Below are 17,746 nucleotides of genomic sequence, written 5' to 3'. Positions count from 1 at the left end.
GATAAAGAGTAGATAGGGAGAGCACTGCGATGACCGAGGCGACGAGTACGGCAGCGATGGCTTCCGCGCCCGCCTCGGTCTCGCATGCGCCAGCCGCCCCGGTGCCGCCGATCGGGTTGCGCGAGAAGCACAAACGTCGTACCAGGGCGGCGGCGATGGAACTCTTCGACGCCAACGGCTACGCCCAGACGACGGTCGCCCAGATCGCCGAGGCGGCCGACGTCTCGCACACCACCTTCTTCCGTTACTTCCAATCCAAGGAGCAGGTGGTCATCAGCGATGACCTCGACGACGAGTGGCAGGCGGTCCTCGAGGCAATCCCGCCGGGGCTCGGCCGATTCGATCTGCTCCGCGCGATGGTGCGGGGACTGGTCGAGTTGGTGTTGGCCGACGACTGGGCGTCGGACCCGGCTCGCATGAAGCTCATCCAGTCCGAGCCCGCGCTGCTGCTGGTCAATCAGATCGAATCCGACCGCGCGATCTCGGAGGCGGCAGATTTCATCGCCGACTATCTCGGCGTGGAGCGCGACAATCCACGGTTACGCGTCTTCATCGCGGCGGTCGGCGGCATGATGTTCCACATCGCCAACGGCACCGAGGACGTGCGCGACGGCAGATTCCTCGAGACGCTTCTCGAGGCGATCGACCTGCTGGAGCAGGGCCTACCGCTGTGAGTTCGCGCGCTACGCAGACGTGCCGAGTGCGCTGGTCGCTGCGTCGACCGTGCGTGCCGCTTCGTCGGGATTGATGCGCGCGAGGCACTGCGCAGCGATGATCGCGGCGACGGTGAGTCGTGTGTGATGGTCGACGATGTTCGACGACGCGTCGGGCATGCGTGCCGCGATGCCGCGTCGGACAGCGTCGGACAACATCGCCCGATAGTTCTCGATGACGCTGTGCACCGCATCGTCGGCGCCGATCGGTGTCGCCGACGCGGTGAGTATGAGGCATCCCGACGGCGTCGCAGCGTCGGCCGCCGACGCTGCCGTGATGGCGTCGCGCAGTTCCGAGAGGTACGAGCAGATGGCGTCGGGGTGCACGTCGTCGCGGTTCAGCTCGGTCAGCAGCGGTGTGACGATGGTGGTCAGGTAGTCGTCGACCGCGGCGTCGAACAGTCCGCGCATGCTGCCGAACGCGTGATAGATGCTGGAGCGGCCGACACCTGACGCGGACTCGACGTCGGCAACCGAGACGTCGCTGAAACCCTTCTGCCAGAACAGGTCTCGAGCAGAAGCGATGAGTTCGGTCGAATCGAACGTTGCTGTGCGTCCCACGGCTGCCTCCTCGCACTGATTTTGCAACGATCATTCTACTATGCCTATAGTGCAATGAACAGTCCAGAATGTGCCCTGAACCAGAATGTGCCTTGACTGCGCACGCACACCGAGGAGAGTGGAGACATGACCGCAACCAGTACCCAGATCCAGTTGGTGTCCCGTCCGGTCGGATGGCCGAAGCAGTCCGATTTCCGCACCGTGACAGTCGTTCTCGACGATCTCGAGCCGGGTGAGGTGCGCGTGGCCAACGAGTTCATGTCCGTCGACCCGTACATGCGCGGGCGGATGATCGACACCCGCAGCTATGTTCCGCCTTTCAAGCTCGACGAGACGATGACCGGGGGCGCTGTGGGGCGCGTCGTCGAATCTCGCTCCGATGACGTGCCGGTCGGCGCGTTGGTGCTGCATCAGTACGGTTGGCGCGACGTCGCGCAAGGTCCGGCGAAGGCGTTCACCGTGCTACCGGAGCCGCCGTCAGATGCCAACGGCGACAGGGCGTTCGACTCGTCGCTCTATCTCGGTGTGCTCGGCATGACGGGTCTGACCGCCTACGTCGGCCTGACCGAGATCGCGAAGATGAAGCCGGGCGACATCGTGTTCATCTCCGGCGCCGCGGGTGCCGTGGGGACCGCCGCGGGCCAGATCGCACGACTGCTCGGCGCCAAGGCGGTCATCGGCTCGGCGGGTAGCGACGAGAAGGTCGAATTGCTCACCGGCCGTTACGGATTCGATGCTGCGGTCAACTACAAGGACGGCCCGATCCGCAAGCAGCTGCGCGCAGCCGCTCCCGACGGCATCGACGTCTACTTCGACAACGTCGGCGGCGACCACCTCGAGGCAGCCCTCGACGCATTCAACGACGGCGGGCGTGCGGCGCTCTGCGGGGCGATCGTCAGCTACAACTCCACCGAGCGGGTCCCCGGCCCGGACAACATGTCCAACATCATCACCCGCGCACTGACGCTGACCGGCTTCACCGTGGGGCATCACTTCGACAAGGCTCCGGAGTTCACCGCCAAGATGTCGGAGTGGCTTGCGGCCGGCGACGTGGTCTTCGACGAGACCGTCGTCGACGGCATCGACCACGCGATCGACGCCTTCCTCGACATGATGCGCGGCGCGAACGTCGGAAAGATGGTCGTGCGTCTGTAGGTGAGGGCTGTCGGGTGACGGTCAGAGTGTCCGCAGCCGCCGCGCGGCCTCGGCGATGACGTCGTCGCGTTTGGAGAATGCGAAGCGCACCATGTGTTTCCACGGCTCCTTGTCGTCGGCGAAGACGCTGACCGGCACCGCCGCGACCCCGATCCGCTCGGGTAGTGTGCGGCAGAACTCGACGCCATCGTCGTACCCGAGCGGCCGCGGGTCGGCGCAGACGAAATAGGTTGCCTCGCTGCGATGTACGTCGAACCCGGAGTCGACGAGCGCGGAGGTGAGGAGGTCACGCTTGGCCTCGAGCTCTGCCGCGGACTTGCGCACCCACTCCATCTCGTTGTCGAGTGCGACGGCAACCGCGGGCTGAAAGGGTCCCGACCCGACGTAGGTCATGAACTGCTTGGCCGCGCGTGCCGCCGCGACCAGTTCGGGCGGGCCGCTGATCCAGCCGACCTTCCAGCCGGTGCAGTTGAATGTCTTTGCGGCGCTGGAGATTCGCAGGGTTCGTTCGCGCATTCCGGGTAGCGTCGCCAGCGGGGTGTGGGTGCGGCCGTCGAACAGGAGGTGCTCGTACACTTCGTCGGTCACAGCGACGACGTCGTGCTCGATGCACAGGCGCGCGATCTCGGCGAGGTCATCGTCGGAAAGCACCGTCCCGGTGGGGTTGTGCGGTGAATTGACCAGCACGACAGAGGTGTTCGGTCCGAAAGCGTCGGCAAGCCGTTCGCGGTCGAGCCGGAATCCGTCGCCGTCGGCGATGAGCGGGACGACGCGTCGAACCCCTCCCGCCATCGCAACCGTTGCGGCATAGGAGTCGTAGTACGGCTCGATCATCACCACTTCGCGCCCGGGCTCGACCAGCCCGACGATCGCGCCCGCGATGGCCTCGGTGGCGCCGACGGTGATGAGCACCTCGGAGTCGGCGTCGTAGTCGAGACCGTAGTGCTCACGCTGGTGCCGCGCGACGGCGTGACGCAGCGCGGGGACACCGATGCCCGGCGGGTACTGGTTGTGTCCGGTCGAGATCGCGTCCTTCGCGGCGGCCAACATCGATGCGGGCCCGTCGGTGTCGGGGAAACCCTGGCCGAGGTTCACTGCATCGTGAGCCACGGCCAGCGCCGACATCTCGGCGAAGATCGTGCTGGAGAACGGACGAAGGCGCTCGACGGTCATGGGGTCAAGGCTAACCGTGGATCAGTCCACGGACTCCTCGCCGATGGCCGGGCCGAGCAGGTCGTCGGCGTCGGTGATGCGGTACGCGTAACCCTGCTCGGCGAGGAAACGCTGCCGGTGGGCGGCGTAGTCGGCGTCGAGGGTGTCGCGCGACACCACCGAATAGAAGTGCGCCTGGCCCCCATCCTTCTTGGGGCGCAACAGACGACCGAGTCGCTGTGCCTCCTCCTGGCGAGACCCGAACGTGCCCGACACCTGCACCGCGACCGACGCCTCCGGCAAATCGATCGAGAAGTTCGCGACCTTCGAGACGACGAGCGTCTGCAGCTCTCCCGAGCGGAAGCGGTCGAACAGCGCCTCGCGCTCCTTGTTCTTAGTCGAACCCTGGATCACCGGGGCGTCGAGTTCACGGCCGAGTTCTTCGAGCTGGTCGATGTACGCGCCGATGACCAGCGTCGGCGACCCCGCATGCTTGGCGAGGATCGACTTCACGACGTTGACCTTGGTGTGCGCCGTCGAGCAGAGCTTGTACTTCTCCTCGTTCTCGGCGACCGCGTACTGCAGGCGTTCCTCGTCGGTGAGCGTCACGCGCACCTCGACACAGTCGGCGGGCGCGATCCAGCCCTGCGCCTCGATGTCCTTCCACGGAGCGTCGTAGCGCTTGGGTCCGATGAGGCTGAATACGTCGCCCTCACGGCCGTCCTCGCGCACGAGCGTCGCGGTCAAACCGAGTCGACGCCGCGACTGCAGGTCGGCGGTCATGCGGAACACGGGCGCGGGCAGCAGATGCACCTCGTCGTAGACGATGAGGCCCCAGTCGCGGGAGTCGAACAGATCGAGATTCTTGTACTCGCCCTTCGACTTTCGCGTCATCACCTGATAGGTCGCGATGGTGACGGGACGAATCTCCTTGCGCTCACCCGAATACTCGCCGATCTCCTCCTCGGTGAGCGACGTACGCGCGATGAGCTCACGCTTCCACTGCCGTCCCGCAACGGTATTCGTCACCAGGATGAGCGTCGTCGCCTGCGCTTTGGCCATCGCCGCGGCACCGACCATCGTCTTGCCCGCACCACAGGGCAGCACGACGACGCCCGAGCCGCCCGCCCAGAACGAGTCGGCGGCCATCTCCTGATAGTCGCGCAGATGCCACTCGTCCTGCTCCAGCTCGATCGGATGTGCCTCACCGTCGACGTAGCCGGCGAGATCCTCCGCGGGCCAGCCCACCTTCAGCAGCACCTGCTTGAGCCGACCACGCTCCGACGGATGCACCACGACGGTGTCGTCGTCGATCCGCGCACCGAGCATCGGCGCGACCTTCTTGTTGCGCAGGATCTCCTCGAGGACCGCGCGGTCGAAGCTGACCAGGGTCAGCCCGTGCACCGGACTCTTGACAAGCTGCAGCCGACCGAACCGACCCATCGTGTCGACGATGTCCATGAGCAGCGGCTGCGGGACGGCATACCGCGAAAACGAGACGAGAGCATCGACGACCTGCTCGGCGTCATGCCCGGCCGCGCGCGCGTTCCAGAGCGCCAACGGCGTCACCCGGTAGGTGTGCACATGCTCAGGAGCGCGCTCGAGCTCGGCGAACGGGGCGATCGCTCCACGCGCCGCCGCCGCGTCGGGATGATCCACCTCGAGCAGCAGCGTCTTGTCGGATTGCACGATCAGGGGTCCATCAGTCACCCGCGCCATTGTATAAGGGTTCATCTGCGCGGCTCGTGGCTGCGTCGTGTGCCACCGGCCGACGTGTGTCCCTTATGCCCGTTAAATGACACTGTTCTGCGTGGCTGTCGCGGCGTAGAGTAAGCGGAGCAAACCTCCGGATATGTTCGCGGTACTACGACGCAAGTGGGGATCTCACTCTTCATGTCAACTTCCGAGAAGCCATCTTCTGGGTCGCCAGCTTCCGAAAAGCCGACTCTGGCCGCCGAGCCCGACCCGCGCCGGTGGAAGGCCCTGGTCTTCATCTGCATCGCGCAGTTGATGGTCGTGCTCGACGGCACGGTGGTCCAGATCGCCCTGCCCGACGCCAAGGTCGACCTCGGCATCAGTACGGCCAATCAGCAGTGGGTCATCACCGCGTATGCGCTGGCATTCGGCGGACTGCTGCTCTTCGGTGGTCGCATCGCCGACCTGTGGGGGCGTCGGCGAGCACTGATGGTCGGGTTGGTCGGATTCGCACTCGCCTCGGCGCTCGGCGGCGCCGCGCTGAACCAGAGCATGCTCTTCGGTGCCCGCGCGCTGCAGGGCGCGTTCGGTGCGCTCCTGGCGCCGGCGGCACTGTCACTGCTGACCGTGATGTTCACAGCGCCCAAAGAGCGGGCAAAGGCGTTCGGCATCTTCGGCGCGATCGCCGGCGGTGGAGCAGCGGTGGGACTGCTGCTCGGCGGCCTGTTGACCCAGGTCCTCGACTGGCGCTGGACCATGTACATCAATGTGGTGTTCGCCGCGATCGCACTGTTCGGGGCGATCGTCGAGATCAAGGAGCCGCCCCGCGCCACCGACCACACGCCGGGCCTCGACATCCTCGGCGTGATTCTCGGCGGTAGCGGACTCGCCCTCGTTGTGTACGGCTTCAGCCGCGCCGCCGAAGAGGGCTGGGGCGACACCGGCACCGTCATCTGTCTGATCGCGGCGGTGGTGTTGCTGGTGGCGTTCGTCGCGTGGCAGGCGCGCAGCCCACACCCGCTGCTGCCGTTGCGCGTCGTCGCCAACCGCGCACGCGGTGGGGCATACCTCAGCGTCGCGCTCGCGGTGGTCGCGATGTTCGGGTCGTTCCTCTTCTTGACGCTGTATATGCAAGTGGTGCACCACTATTCGCCGCTGAGCGCGGGCGTGGCGTTCCTCCCGATGGTCGGCGGCATGCTGGTCGGGTCGACGCAGATCGCAGCCCGGCTCATCACGCGGGTACCGCCGAGATACCTACTCGTGCCGGGTGCACTGCTCGCCGCGTGCGGGATGTTGCTGCTCAGTCAGATCTCGGCCGAGTCGACGCGGTACTGGACCGTGATCTTCCCGGCGCTGTTCCTGCTCGGCATGGGTATGGGCACGGTGTTCATGACGTCGATCAACCTGGCCACCTACGGCGTCGAACCGCGGGATGCCGGCGTGGCGTCGGCCATGGTCAACACCTCGCAGCAGGTCGGCGGCGCCATCGGCACCGCGCTGCTGAACACGATCGCCGCGACGGCGGCGGCGTCGTACGTGACCAGCCACATGGCGTCGGTTCGCGGACCCGCCGACGCGCAATCGCTGCAGGCGGAGGCGATGGTGCACGGGCAGAGCATCGGCTTCTACGTCGCGGCGGCGATCCTGGTTGGCGTGGCGCTGGTCGCCGGTTTGCTCATCGACGTCAAACGGCCGATCGGTGAGGCACACGGCGCCGAGACAGAGACGGCGCTGGCCTAGCTGTCGAGCAACTCGACGCTGGTGACGCGGTGCAGGGTGAAGTGCTGCTCGTCGTCTGAGCCCTCTTCGGTGCCGACGAGTTGTCCGGCACCGAGCAGCCGGGGTGTGACGACGTGTCTGCTGGCCGAGCCGTGGGCGTCGACGTAGCCGACGAGTAGACGTCGGTTCGCACGAAGCGCCAATTGGATGAGGGCAGTGGTGGATTCGCCACCGCCGACGGCGCGTACCGGTGCGGCGTCGGATTTTCCGGGAGTCGCCGGGGTTGCCCGCGTCGCCCTGTCGTGGGAGCGCATGCGGCTCACCACCGATTGCAGCTGTTCCGGGGTCGGTGTCGAGCGTCGGGGTGTCGGGCGTCGACGCCCCCGTCCCGACGACACGCGACTACCGCGCTCGCGCAAGTCGACGAGCGAGCCGGATGAATCCTCGCCCGCGGGAGCAAATCCCGCGTCCCGGAGTCGGTCGATGACCGTGCGAACCTCCGACGGCGAGATCGCTACCGTCGGTGCGAGTGCGCGCAGTGCGAGGTGTTCGGCTGCGTCGCTACGCAATACGGCGGCGAGCATCGTCGGGTCCTCGCATCGGATGAACGACGACGCGATGCCGACGCGGAGCTGCCCGTGCTTACGTGCAACGTCTTCGATCAGATAGGTCAGCGACTGCGGAACCGGCGTCGACGAATGGGCGGTGAACATCGTGAGCAGTTCGCTGCTGGTCTTGCCCGCGTCGAGAGCTCGTCGGACGCTCGCCTCCGAGACGCGATACACCGATGCGGCGCCGCCGGATTCGAGGTCGGCGACCAACTCGACCTGGTCGCTGAGCTCCGGGGTCATCGGGCCGGGAACGGTGAGCGTGAGGTCGGCCTGGGTCAGGAAGTGGTCGACGGGTTCTGGCAGCGCCTTACGCATCGCGGCGAGCACCTGCGAGTCGACGGCCTCGGGGTCGGTGTCCGACAACGCGACTCGACCGATCGAGGTCAGTGACTGATGTGCGATCACTCCGAGGCTCTGTGCCTCGGCAAGCGTTTCGCCGACGACGCGCGGGGAGAGTCGACGTATCCGATGCGGATGTCGCCAGGCGAGTGATGCGGTGACCGTATCGATGGAAAACGGTGTGGCACCGTCGAGTTCGGTGAGCAGGTCGAGGATGAGATGACGCTGCACGGGCGCGGTCGCGTCGTAGAGCTCCGACGAGAGCGCTGGATACGCGTTGCCGTCGCGGTCGGGTTCGCCGACCTGCCACGCGCGTCGCGGCATCGACAGCCACGCGTCGAGCAGTGTGGCCCACTGCCTTTCGGGTGCCGAGTGCAGCCAGGTATCGGCCGACGACGTCGGTGCGAACGCCTGCTCACCCCGATCTCCCGCCGGTGGGGGATCGGGAAACCCGACGTCGATGAGACGTGCGTGGCCCAGGAGTTCGACGAGGAACGAGACGCGTTTCTGGTCCAGCCCGGTTACCTTTGCGAGCCTGCGCAATTCGCGGACACCTAGCGCACCTGAGCGCAGCACCGCTGCGGGTGCCCGTCCCAGCACGTCGAGCAGCGCCGTGGTGTGGCGGATGAGTTCGAGCGCCTCACCACCTGCGGCGGCGTCGACGGCTTTGGCGCCGAACCGCAGTGACGCGTGTTCGTCGGCGAGGCCTGGGGGCGCGAGAGTGTCTGTGTGCAGCGGAGGTTCGCCGCGGATGAGCGCTGCGACCATCGGCGGTAGTTCGACGGTCTGGTCGTCGATACGTGCGAGGAGGCCGAGCGCGATGAGCCGAGCGACCGGACTGTCCGGATCTGCACCGGGTGCTGCGTCCCGACTTCGTCCGAGCGCGGGGCCTCGCGACAGTGTCGTCAGCAGATCGCGCTGGCGCTCGTCAATGCCGTCGATCAGCTTCTGCACGTCGTCGGGCGTCAGGTGGGCGAGAGGGCCGGTGAGGTGCAGCGCTTTCCACGGCAGGGCCGAGGCGAGGTGTGCGCCCGCGGTGAGTGAATCGGCGACGCCCCAGAACACCGCGCGACGTCGTAGATCGTCGATGCGTCGGGTGATCTCGGCGGACTCGGCACGGTTCGACAGCGCTTTCACGAGGGTATCGGCGTCGACGTTGGCGGGTACCCGCGCGACGCCCGGACCGGTGGAGAGCGCGATGAACTGCTCGATCACCGCCAGCGTCAGCAGATCGAGTTCCTCACCCACGAGCGCGATCGACGCCGCGGCGAGCGCACGCTGAGCGAGCACCGAGGTCCCCTGCGGCGGCGGGGAGGCGAGGTCGGGGCGAAGCGACAGCAGATCGCGCAGGTCGTCGTCGGTGCGCGCGGCCAGATCGTCGGCCAGGCCGATCCGCTGGTCGTCCGTGCTCATTCGATCAAGTCTAGTGGTCGAACCAAAACAGCAGGCGAGTCGTCGGACAGCGGGTGGCATGGCACAATATGCCCGTGGCTGAGAAGGAAAAGAAGAACCATTACGTCGACAACGGCTGGCCTCGTCATGACGACGGCAGCGTCCCCGACCACGCGGTCTCGGAGTTCGCGGCGGAGATCCCCGGTGCACTCTCGCCGTTCGGCGATGTCGAGTTCCCGCTGCCTGCTGACAAGGTCAACTACGTCCAACCGAAGACCGTCGTCAATCGCTGACGACGTGACGTCGACCTGATGCCTCCCCGGCACGCGAGCGGCCAAGACGAGACGTCGAATCCCTCTCGTCTTTCGCACCTCGACTCGACGGGTGCTGCGCGGATGGTCGACGTCGGCGACAAGACCACGACACGACGACGCGCTGTCGCCGCAGGTACCTTTCACACGACCACCGAGGTCATCGACCTACTGCGCGATTCCGCGCTGCCCAAGGGCGACGTTTTGGCCACCGCCCGCATCGCAGGAATCATGGCGGCCAAACGCACCGACGCACTCATTCCGCTGTGCCACCAGTTGGCGCTGTCGGCGGTCGACGTCGACTTCACCGTCGCCGACGATCACATCGACATCGTGGCCACCGTCGAGACAGCCGGGAAGACCGGCGTCGAGATGGAAGCGCTCACGGCGGTCGCAATCGCAGGACTGACCCTGCACGACATGACCAAGGCCGTCGATCGACGCGCCAGCACGGGGGAGATCCGACTTCTCGAGAAGTCGGGCGGCCGGTCGGGAACCTGGACTCGCGCCCGAGCGACAGACGAGAAAAATGACTGACGAGAAGCTCGTGGCCCGCGTCGTCGTGGCGTCGACACGCGCAAGCCGCGGCCTCTACGTCGACCGCAGCGGCCCGATCATCGCGGAGTGGCTCACCGCCCGCGGATTCGTCGTCGACGAGGTCGACGTCGTCGCAGATGGCGCACCGGTCGGCGACGCGATCCGCGCCGGGATCTACGCCTCCGACGCGCTCGTGATCACCACGGGCGGAACGGGTCTCACCCCCACCGACCGCACCCCGGAGGAGACGCGAGCATTGCTCGACGTCGAGATCCCGGGTCTTGCCGACGCGATTCGCAGCTCGGGACTTCCGACGGTGCCCACGGCGATCCTCTCGCGCGGTGTCGCAGGCGTGGCCGGCCGCACGCTCGTCATCAACCTGCCGGGGTCGACCGGCGGAGTCCGCGACGGTCTCGACGTACTCGACGGCGTCCTCGACCACGCGCTCGACCAGCTCCGCGGTGGCGATCACCCGCGGAGCGACGAATGACCGTGCGAGTCGTGAAGGCCGCTCTCGCCGCCGACCCCATCGACCTTCCATCTCACGAACAACTCGTCACCGACGCCGCTGCAGGCTCGGCCGGCGCGGTCGTCGGGTTCGCGGGCGCAGTGCGCAATCACGACGGAGATCACGCGTCGGCGGTAACCAAGCTGTCGTACTCGTCGCATCCGAGCGCACCCGAGGTGCTCGCCGAGGTGGTCGACGAGGTGTCGGCGTCGGTCGCGGGAGTTCGCGCGGTGGCCGTGTCGCATCGCGTGGGCGAACTCGACGTCGGCGACGTGGCTTTCGTCGTCGCCGTGGCGGCCGACCATCGGGCGCCCGCATTCGAGCTGTGCGCGCGCCTCGTCGACGAGGTCAAGGCCCGCCTGCCCGTGTGGAAGCACCAGGTGTTCGCCGACGGTTCCGACGAATGGGTCGGCTCGGCCTAGAGATTGGAAGTCGGCTCCGCCTAGAGATTGGAAAAGGACCCCGCACGGCCGTTATGGCGTCGTGCGGGGCCCTTCGTCTCGGGGTCCGGCGGTCAGTGCAGCCGGGACTCGGGCGAGATCGCTCAGGGGAGCGGGATCAGGCCCTTGTTCTGGTTGTAGATCTTCAGCTGGTCCGGGGTGAGCTGGTAGCCGCTGTCCTTGGCTGCCTTCCAGAGGTTCTTGACCTCGGGGCTGACGTTGGCGGCGTCGAGCGCGCCGTCGACCTGGCCCTTGACGTCATCGGTGCTCTTGGCCTCGGGAGTCTTCTCCAGCGGGGTCTGCGGCTGCGCCTCGGGCTTCACCTCAGGCTTGGGGGCCTGCAGCGGCTTGGGCGAGTCGGTGGGAGCGGTGCGCGGGGTCGAGCCCGACAGTCCGGTGCCACACACCGGCCATGCGCCCTTGCCCTGCGATGCCAGCACGCGCTCTGCAACGGCGATCTGCTGCTCCTTGGAGGCCTGATCGGCGCTCGGTGCGTATGCGGTGCCACCGTGGCCCGCCCAGGTGCTCGGGCTGAACTGCAGTCCGCCCTGGTAGCCGTTTCCGGTGTTGATGGCCCAGTTGCCGCCGGACTCGCACTGTGCGACCTGGTCCCACTCGGAGTCGGAGGCTGCGTGCGCTGAACCGGTGCCGAGCAGAGCGGCTCCGCCGCCGAGCACTGCGCCGGTGAGGGCGACCTTCGCGAAGGTCTTGGTGGTCGTGTTGGTCGTCGACTTGCGATGACGTCCGGCCATGAGTTTTCTTTCCTCTCTCCACGCGCCTACGAAGTCAGCTGTCGGGTTCGAACGAGAGGTTGCTCGGTCCGTGGTCGCCGTGGCGGCCGGTGGACTTAACCCCAAGGGCATCCGGGTCTGGATGTCCGTATCTCCGTCGGAGATGTTGGGTCCCCCGTCCTCGTTCCTGAGTTTGTTGTTCGTCATTCGATCGGGGGAACGAGGCTTGGCGCGCCCGGTCGAATGTTGTGTTCTTTTGGCTGTCCTGTGATCTCCCTGGAGGAGACTGTTCGTACAGTACGACGGATGCGCCGCTGAATCACCCTCGTCCGCAAGTTGTTTTTTGGGCTGCGCGTGGGACTTTGGACCCAATTCCGTCGTCATCGCTGCTCAACCCGACGATGGTCGGTTCGTGTCCATCCCGTTATCGGCTCGTTATGTGACTAAGGTCACATGGCCTCGGACGCCTCAGCCGCCGGCAAATGGCGGTAGAACGTCGATCGTCTCGCAGTCGCCGAGAGGCGTCGTGCGGTCGCAGACGGCGATCGCGTCCCGCAGATATGAGCACCGGGCGAGCACGCGCGTGAGGTCGGGGTGGTCGACAACCAGGGCGCGTTCGAGGTCGCCGAGCGTCGCGTCGGCCGGCACGTCGATCTCGGTCAGATCGGTGCCCGCGGCGGCACGTGCGGCCGCGAAGAACCGAACGGTCAGCGTCATCGAGTCGCTCACCCTCCGATGGCCGACATCGGGCGGTCGGGTTGACGAAAGTCCGTGGTGTTCACCGCATGTCCCGCAGCCTTGTGCCACATGTCACCCCGCCAGCGTCGCGCGATCTCGGCGTCGAGGGCGGTTTCGCTGAGCCCACCGCGCAGCGCGGGCATCAGTGACGTCTCGGCGTCGGCGAACAAGCAGTTGCGCAGGGCGCCGTCGGCGGTCAGTCGGGTGCGGTCGCAGTCGCCGCAGAATGGCCGCGTCACCGACGCGATCACCCCGACGCGGGCTGTCTGTCCCGTCGGGTCGGTGTGCCCCCGCACGAGCCACGTGGCCGCCGGTGCCCCGCCGCGCGGGCGGGGATCGGGGTCGAGTTCGAAGGTCCGACGCAGCGTCGTGAGGATCTCGTCCGCCGTGACCATCGCGCCGCGGTCCCACCGGTGATCGGCGTCGAGCGGCATCTGTTCGATGATGCGCAGCTGGTAGCCCTCGCCGAGGCAGAACCGCAGCAGGTCCGGTAGGCCCGCGAGGTCGTCACGGTTCGGCACGACCGCGTTGACCTTGACCGGCTGGAGTCCCGCGTCGCGGGCTGCGGCGAGCCCGTCAAGCACGTTCGAGAGCCGGTCACGGCGAGTGATCTGCGCGAAGCGGGCGGGGTCGATGGTGTCGAGTGAGACGTTGATGCGGTGCAGGCCTGCGTCGGCGAGTGCCTGTGCGCGGTGTCGCAGCCCCAGACCGTTGGTGGTCAGAGCGAGTTCCGGCGCTTCGGGCATGTTCGACGCCGCGGCGATCAATTCCTCGAGGTCGCGGCGCAGCAGCGGTTCGCCGCCGGTGAAGCGGATGCGTCGGATACCGAGGTCGCGCACGGCGACGGTGAGCACCCGCACGAACTCGTCGGTGGTCAACAGATCCTCGGACGGCAACCAGTCCAGACCTTCGGCAGGCATGCAGTAGGTACACCGCAGATTGCAGCGGTCGGTCACCGATACCCGCAGATCAGAGGCAACGCGACCGAACGTGTCGATCAATGGCCCCGACGACGGCGCGTCGTCGTCGCGTACGGAGCGCGGGGTGATCGGAAGTCCGAGGTCGATGATGCTCATGTCGGCCCGGTCGTCGTCGGTTGCAGTCGCGGGCGTGCTTCGAGCGCACGGAACGTGCTGGCGTGAAAGACGAGCGGTTCGACGTCCGGATCGCAGTCGAGTGCGTCTATCTGCAGCAACACGACGGTGTGATCGCCCGCGGGTACCTCGCTGTGAATGTGGCAGGACAGTTGCGCCGCGGAGTCGGGCAAAAACAGCGCGCCGTCGTCTGTGGCCCGCGGGGTGGTGCCGTCGAATCGATGTTCAGCGGGCCCGGCGAGTTGACGACACAGCGCCGACTGCGTGTGCGAGAACACGCTCACGCCGAGCGCGGGTGCCTCGCGCAGCCGCGGCCACGTCGTCGAGGTGTTCTGTACGCAGACCGAGACCAGTGGGGGGTCGAGTGAGACTGTCGTGAACGCCGACGCCGCCATGCCGAGCGGGGCGTCGGCGGTGCCGAGGCAACACACCGCGACAACTCCGGTGGGAAAGCAGCTGTATGCACGCTTGAGTGCGCCGGGCTCGGACACCGGCGACAGAGCACCGAACGCACTGCGGCTCGCGTCGCCCTGACTCGTCATTTCACGCGCCGCCCGGAGCGGAGCGCGTAGACGATGCCGAGGAGGAAACCGATCGGAGTGCACATCGCCAGCAGGTAGACCCATGTGGGAGCGGTACCGCCATCATCGACGGCAGGCATCACGAACAGCGCGATCAGCGCGACAATTCCGACGCCGAACACGATCCCCGCGAGGACGAGAAGAGCCGTGGACGATTTCTTCTGCATACCTCAACGGTAGAACACATTCGAGAGTCGCTGCTCCGGACCGAATGTGAGGTGACTGTGCAGCAGGCCATTGGCTAGAATGGTGGGTAACCAGGCGCCCTGCTCATCTGATTGTCGTGGGTTGGGCGTCTTTTGCTGTGACAGGGCAACTGTTGTGAACGAGAAGCCAGTTGTTACGGCAAGACCCGCTGCGGTAGATGACCGCGGTGGTGAGACCGAGCGAAGATGAGGGTGAGCACAGTGCCGACCGGCAAGGTGAAGTGGTACGACGCGGAGAAGGGCTTCGGCTTTCTTGCTCAGGAGAGCGGGGAGGACGTCTATGTCCGCTCGTCCGCGCTGCCCGAAGGCGTCGAGGCTCTCAAGCCAGGCCAGCGCGTCGAATTCGGCATGGCTGCCGGTCGTCGTGGGCCGCAGGCACTGACCGTGACCGTGCTCGAACCCGCCCCGAGCGTCGCGAAGAACACCCGCGGGGCCGCGCGCAAGGAACAGCAGGCCAAGCGGCACAGCCCCGACGAGTTGCACGGCATGGTCGCCGACCTCATCACGCTGCTCGAGGGCAAGGTGCAGCCCGACCTGCGCAAGGGGCGCTACCCGGATCGCAAGACGGCGCAGCGCATTTCTGAGGTCGTGCGGGCCGTCGCCCGCGAACTCGACGCCTGACCCGACCCGCTATCCCGTTGCCGACGGTTCCTCGACACGCTCGCTTGGCGCGCTCGGGTTCTGCGGCGACGGCTGCTTGACGCGAAATCCGTCCGGGGTGGTGTTCAGTGCGAGCACCCCGCGCGCAACCTGGAACTGGCCGTCGACGACGACCGCAGACAGCGGCTGCACCTCGATGTTGACGAGCACCCGATCGGGCCGTGACGGCAGTTCGAGGGTGAAGGCCGATCCGCTCGTCTTGTACTCGGGCGTCGGGTCGGGGTTGATGATCACTCCGTTGCGGTCGGCGTAGAGCAGGTAGAGCAGCCACGGGTGGTCGGAAATGTTCTCCGACACCGACAGCATGGCGCTCTGCCCGATGGGCAACGGAGCGTGTTGGCCGCGCAGCGCCTGGTCCTGGTCGGCTGTGCAGTTCTGCATCAGTACGTCGCACCATTCAGTCGGCTTCACGGTGATGAGTTGGTCGTCGATTGCGACGTGCAGATATCCGCGCTCGTCATGATGCTTGCCGACGACCAGAGCGCTCACGATGCCGCCGACCACGCCCGTGAACACCACCGCCACGATCGCGATGATCGCGACTGCCTTCTTCTCACCGCTGTTGAATTGCACGGTTCAATGATGGCCTGTGCCGTGACCGCTCGGGTGGACAGGTCCGTGTGGCGGTCTGCTCGGCTGCGGCCGGGTGGGCGCTTCCGATGGTCTCGGGTGGGCTGTTTCGGGTCGCTCACCAGCGCGGAAAGCCCGCTCGGTCGGGTGGGTGAATCGCGTGGTGTCGGCGGCGGCGAACGAGACGGTCGGAGCCGCCTGGTCGGGACGGTGGCCTCCGAAGCCGGGAACCAGCGTCGACCCGCGAGTGGTCATCACGGTCTGCGCCAACCCGAGGCCGAGGAGCACGGCGACGACGGTGAACCCGATCCACAGCTTCGGCGGAAGCAGCACGCCCAGCGCGGCGCCGAATACCCAGCACAGCTGTAAGACGGTCTCCGAACGGCCGAAGGCGGATGCTCGGGAACGTTCGGGAAGGTCGTCCTGGATCGATGAATCGAGGCACACCTTGCCGATCGCGCTGGTCCCGGATGCGACGAAGCCCGCGACCACCGCGAGCAGGACGTTGCCGAAGATCGCGGCGAGCACTGCGACGACGAAGCAGGCGGCGGTCGCCCACACGATCACCTTCGGGGGATTCTTCAGCTCCAGCCGAGTCCCGACCCCGTTGCCGATCGCGTTGCCGACCCCGGCTGCCGCGCCGACCGCGCCGAGCAGGGCGAGTTGCATCCACCCGCTGTGCGAGCCCTGCGACTTGGCGTAGAACGCGATGTAGAGCGTCATGAAGCCGGTGAGGATGCGGATCGTCCCGTTGCCCCACAGACCAGCGACGACGGTCCGGCCCAGCGGCTGGCGCATGGTCTTGGCGATCTCGCGTGCTCCGCGCCTTGCGCGGGATGTGCGTCCCGAACTCGACCCGGCCTCCGGCTGATGCGGCTCGTGGTAGGTCAGGGTGGTGGGAACCTCGCCCTCGGTGACCTCGACCCACGACGGAATGCGCAGGCACAGGTAGGCGCCGACCACCGAGATGATCGCCAGCCACACCATCGCACCCGGGATGTGGATCGGGAGCGCTCTGGCCAGCACCACCTCGAACAGCGCGGCGACCGCACCACCGATGATCGTCCCGCCGATCAGCCCGAACGTCGTGAGTCGGGAGTTGACGCGCGGAAGGTCGATGCTCGGTGGCACCACACGTGGCGTCACCGCCGACTTCAGCACCCCGAACGATTTGGAGAGCACCAGCAAACCCAGTGCGCACGGGTAGAGCACCCATGGGTCGTACTGCAGTTGCTGCGTGGCGGGGTTCCAGGCGACGTTGCTGATGATGAGCAGCGCGAGCACGGTACGCAGGCCGAACGTTGTGGCCATCGCGATGCGTCGACCGTGTTGGAGACGGTCGAGCATGGGCCCGATCACCGGGGCGATCAGCGCGAAGGGAGCGATCGTCAGCGCCAGATACAGGGCGACGTTCGTTTTCGACTCGCCGGTCGCGGCCGCGAAGAACAGCGTGTTGGCCAGTGCGACGGCCATCGCGGCGTCGACCGCGAAGTTGGCGATGACCGGCAGGGTCAGCGCCGTCAGCCCCGACTTGTCGGCGCCGTCGGCCGTCGCGGCCTGATAGATCTTGTCGACGCCGCGCCCGGTCAGTTCGCGTCCGCGCATCGCGGCCACGCGCATGACCGTGATCTTCTTCGGACCCTTGGCCGACGCAGCGGACGCGGAGTCGTCGGGCATCGCGCGCGTGGCGCCGACGGTCGGCGATTCGTCGAGGGGAGGCAGGTGCGGATTGTGTGTACGGGGCGGCAGGTAGGCCTCGCCGACGGATGCGTGGGCACGACCGCGTTGCCGACCGTCGCCCGCGGGATAGTTCGCGCTGCCCGGGTGGGCCGCTGGGCGTCGTCGGCTGTACTCGTCGATGCGCGAGGTCTCGCTCTCGGGTACTGGCGTCGTCGGGGGGTCGTCGTTCGATCGGCCCCCGTCGGCCCGCCTCCATCGGATCACCTGATCAATTGTTCCTCATCGGTGTGACTGTGTGGCGCAACCGTCGATCGTGTGGGGCGCCACAGCGCGTCGAGGTGGGCGGTTGGCCT

The 17,746-nt window shown here is 67.0% G+C and carries 19 protein-coding genes and 1 riboswitch; of the genes, 8 read left to right on the top strand and 11 right to left on the bottom strand.

The features are described 5' to 3' along the window. Window positions 1–29 precede the first annotated feature (29 nt). Window positions 30–674 carry a TetR family transcriptional regulator gene (locus A5785_RS09985; protein WP_156528028.1) on the top strand — a complete coding sequence of 215 codons (645 nt, stop codon included), beginning with the start codon at window positions 30–32 and terminating at the stop codon, window positions 672–674. Window positions 675–683: 9 nt separating this feature from the next. Here A5785_RS09985 and A5785_RS09980 read toward each other — a convergent pair whose 3' ends face one another. Next, complete coding sequence (locus A5785_RS09980) at window positions 684–1,274, bottom strand: TetR/AcrR family transcriptional regulator (protein ID WP_049697797.1); 591 nt, start codon at window positions 1,272–1,274, stop codon at window positions 684–686. 126 nt (window positions 1,275–1,400) lie between these two features. On the opposite strand from A5785_RS09980, the gene A5785_RS09975 reads away from it, so the two are divergent. Then, window positions 1,401–2,429, top strand: a complete 1,029-nt coding sequence (locus tag A5785_RS09975; protein WP_049697798.1) for an NADP-dependent oxidoreductase — start codon at window positions 1,401–1,403, stop codon at window positions 2,427–2,429. A 21-nt stretch (window positions 2,430–2,450) separates the two neighbouring features. On the opposite strand, the gene A5785_RS09970 is transcribed toward A5785_RS09975, so the two are convergent. After that, window positions 2,451–3,602: a pyridoxal phosphate-dependent aminotransferase gene (locus A5785_RS09970; RefSeq protein WP_049697799.1), complete on the bottom strand. Its 1,152-nt coding sequence runs from the start codon at window positions 3,600–3,602 to the stop codon at window positions 2,451–2,453. A gap of 21 nt (window positions 3,603–3,623) precedes the next feature. Continuing rightward, window positions 3,624–5,291, bottom strand: coding sequence for a DNA repair helicase XPB (locus tag A5785_RS09965; protein ID WP_324288136.1), 1,668 nt, complete (start codon window positions 5,289–5,291; stop codon window positions 3,624–3,626). Between the two features lie 183 nt (window positions 5,292–5,474). Between A5785_RS09965 and A5785_RS09960 the strand changes: the two genes are divergently transcribed. Beyond that, a complete protein-coding gene (locus A5785_RS09960) occupies window positions 5,475–7,016 on the top strand; it encodes an MFS transporter (protein WP_049698063.1) in 1,542 nt (513 codons plus the stop codon). Here A5785_RS09960 and A5785_RS09955 read toward each other — a convergent pair. Continuing rightward, on the bottom strand, window positions 7,013–9,358 hold the full coding sequence (locus A5785_RS09955; protein ID WP_049697801.1) for a helicase-associated domain-containing protein: 2,346 nt from the start codon (window positions 9,356–9,358) through the stop codon (window positions 7,013–7,015). The genes A5785_RS09960 and A5785_RS09955 overlap by 4 nt on opposite strands. A gap of 68 nt (window positions 9,359–9,426) precedes the next feature. Between A5785_RS09955 and A5785_RS09950 the strand changes: the two genes are divergently transcribed. Genes A5785_RS09950 through A5785_RS09935 form a run of 4 tightly spaced genes read left to right on the top strand, consistent with a single transcriptional unit; the run spans window position 9,427 to window position 11,115 of the window. Continuing rightward, on the top strand, window positions 9,427–9,630 hold the full coding sequence (locus A5785_RS09950) for a hypothetical protein (RefSeq protein WP_053117369.1): 204 nt from the start codon (window positions 9,427–9,429) through the stop codon (window positions 9,628–9,630). 18 nt (window positions 9,631–9,648) lie between these two features. Continuing rightward, the gene (gene moaC, locus A5785_RS09945) at window positions 9,649–10,185 is read left to right on the top strand and encodes a cyclic pyranopterin monophosphate synthase MoaC (RefSeq protein WP_049697803.1); all 537 of its coding nucleotides are present in this window, start codon (window positions 9,649–9,651) and stop codon (window positions 10,183–10,185) included. Further along, entirely contained in the window at window positions 10,178–10,675 is a 498-nt protein-coding gene (locus A5785_RS09940; protein ID WP_049697804.1) for a MogA/MoaB family molybdenum cofactor biosynthesis protein, read from the top strand. The genes moaC and A5785_RS09940 overlap by 8 nt, the downstream gene beginning before the upstream one ends. Beyond that, window positions 10,672–11,115, top strand: coding sequence for a molybdenum cofactor biosynthesis protein MoaE (locus tag A5785_RS09935; protein WP_049697805.1), 444 nt, complete (start codon window positions 10,672–10,674; stop codon window positions 11,113–11,115). The genes A5785_RS09940 and A5785_RS09935 overlap by 4 nt, the downstream gene beginning before the upstream one ends. A 122-nt stretch (window positions 11,116–11,237) precedes the next feature. Here A5785_RS09935 and A5785_RS09930 read toward each other — a convergent pair whose 3' ends face one another. From A5785_RS09930 to A5785_RS09910, 5 genes are all read right to left on the bottom strand, one after another. Next, window positions 11,238–11,885 (bottom strand): transglycosylase family protein, encoded by a 648-nt coding sequence (locus A5785_RS09930; protein ID WP_049697806.1) that lies wholly within the window; start codon window positions 11,883–11,885, stop codon window positions 11,238–11,240. Between the two features lie 7 nt (window positions 11,886–11,892). Beyond that, a riboswitch (cyclic di-AMP (ydaO/yuaA leader) is annotated at window positions 11,893–12,073 on the bottom strand. A gap of 259 nt (window positions 12,074–12,332) precedes the next feature. Next, window positions 12,333–12,581 (bottom strand): MoaD/ThiS family protein, encoded by a 249-nt coding sequence (locus A5785_RS09925; RefSeq protein WP_049698064.1) that lies wholly within the window; start codon window positions 12,579–12,581, stop codon window positions 12,333–12,335. An 8-nt stretch (window positions 12,582–12,589) separates the two neighbouring features. Beyond that, the gene (gene moaA, locus A5785_RS09920; RefSeq protein WP_049697807.1) at window positions 12,590–13,678 is read right to left on the bottom strand and encodes a GTP 3',8-cyclase MoaA; all 1,089 of its coding nucleotides are present in this window, start codon (window positions 13,676–13,678) and stop codon (window positions 12,590–12,592) included. After that, window positions 13,675–14,238, bottom strand: coding sequence for a flavin reductase family protein (locus tag A5785_RS09915; protein ID WP_049697808.1), 564 nt, complete (start codon window positions 14,236–14,238; stop codon window positions 13,675–13,677). Before A5785_RS09915 ends, moaA begins: the two co-directional genes overlap by 4 nt. After that, window positions 14,235–14,444 (bottom strand): hypothetical protein, encoded by a 210-nt coding sequence (locus A5785_RS09910; RefSeq protein ID WP_049697809.1) that lies wholly within the window; start codon window positions 14,442–14,444, stop codon window positions 14,235–14,237. The genes A5785_RS09915 and A5785_RS09910 overlap by 4 nt, the downstream gene beginning before the upstream one ends. Before the next feature lie 240 nt (window positions 14,445–14,684). Here A5785_RS09910 and A5785_RS23900 point away from each other — a divergent pair, with 240 nt between their 5' ends. Beyond that, a complete protein-coding gene (locus A5785_RS23900; protein ID WP_049697810.1) occupies window positions 14,685–15,104 on the top strand; it encodes a cold-shock protein in 420 nt (139 codons plus the stop codon). A gap of 9 nt (window positions 15,105–15,113) precedes the next feature. Here the strand turns inward: A5785_RS23900 and A5785_RS09900 are convergent, their stop codons facing one another. Both A5785_RS09900 and A5785_RS09895 read right to left on the bottom strand, forming a co-directional pair. Further along, complete coding sequence (locus tag A5785_RS09900; RefSeq protein ID WP_049697811.1) at window positions 15,114–15,716, bottom strand: DUF2771 family protein; 603 nt, start codon at window positions 15,714–15,716, stop codon at window positions 15,114–15,116. A 3-nt stretch (window positions 15,717–15,719) separates the two neighbouring features. After that, window positions 15,720–17,657, bottom strand: coding sequence for an MFS transporter (locus A5785_RS09895; RefSeq protein ID WP_420841299.1), 1,938 nt, complete (start codon window positions 17,655–17,657; stop codon window positions 15,720–15,722). Window positions 17,658–17,746: the final 89 nt, after the last annotated feature.

Source organism: Gordonia sp. 852002-50395_SCH5434458 (genome assembly GCF_001665905.1).
Lineage (GTDB): Bacteria > Actinomycetota > Actinomycetes > Mycobacteriales > Mycobacteriaceae > Gordonia > Gordonia jacobaea.
This window is presented reverse-complemented; position numbering and strand designations above follow the sequence as displayed.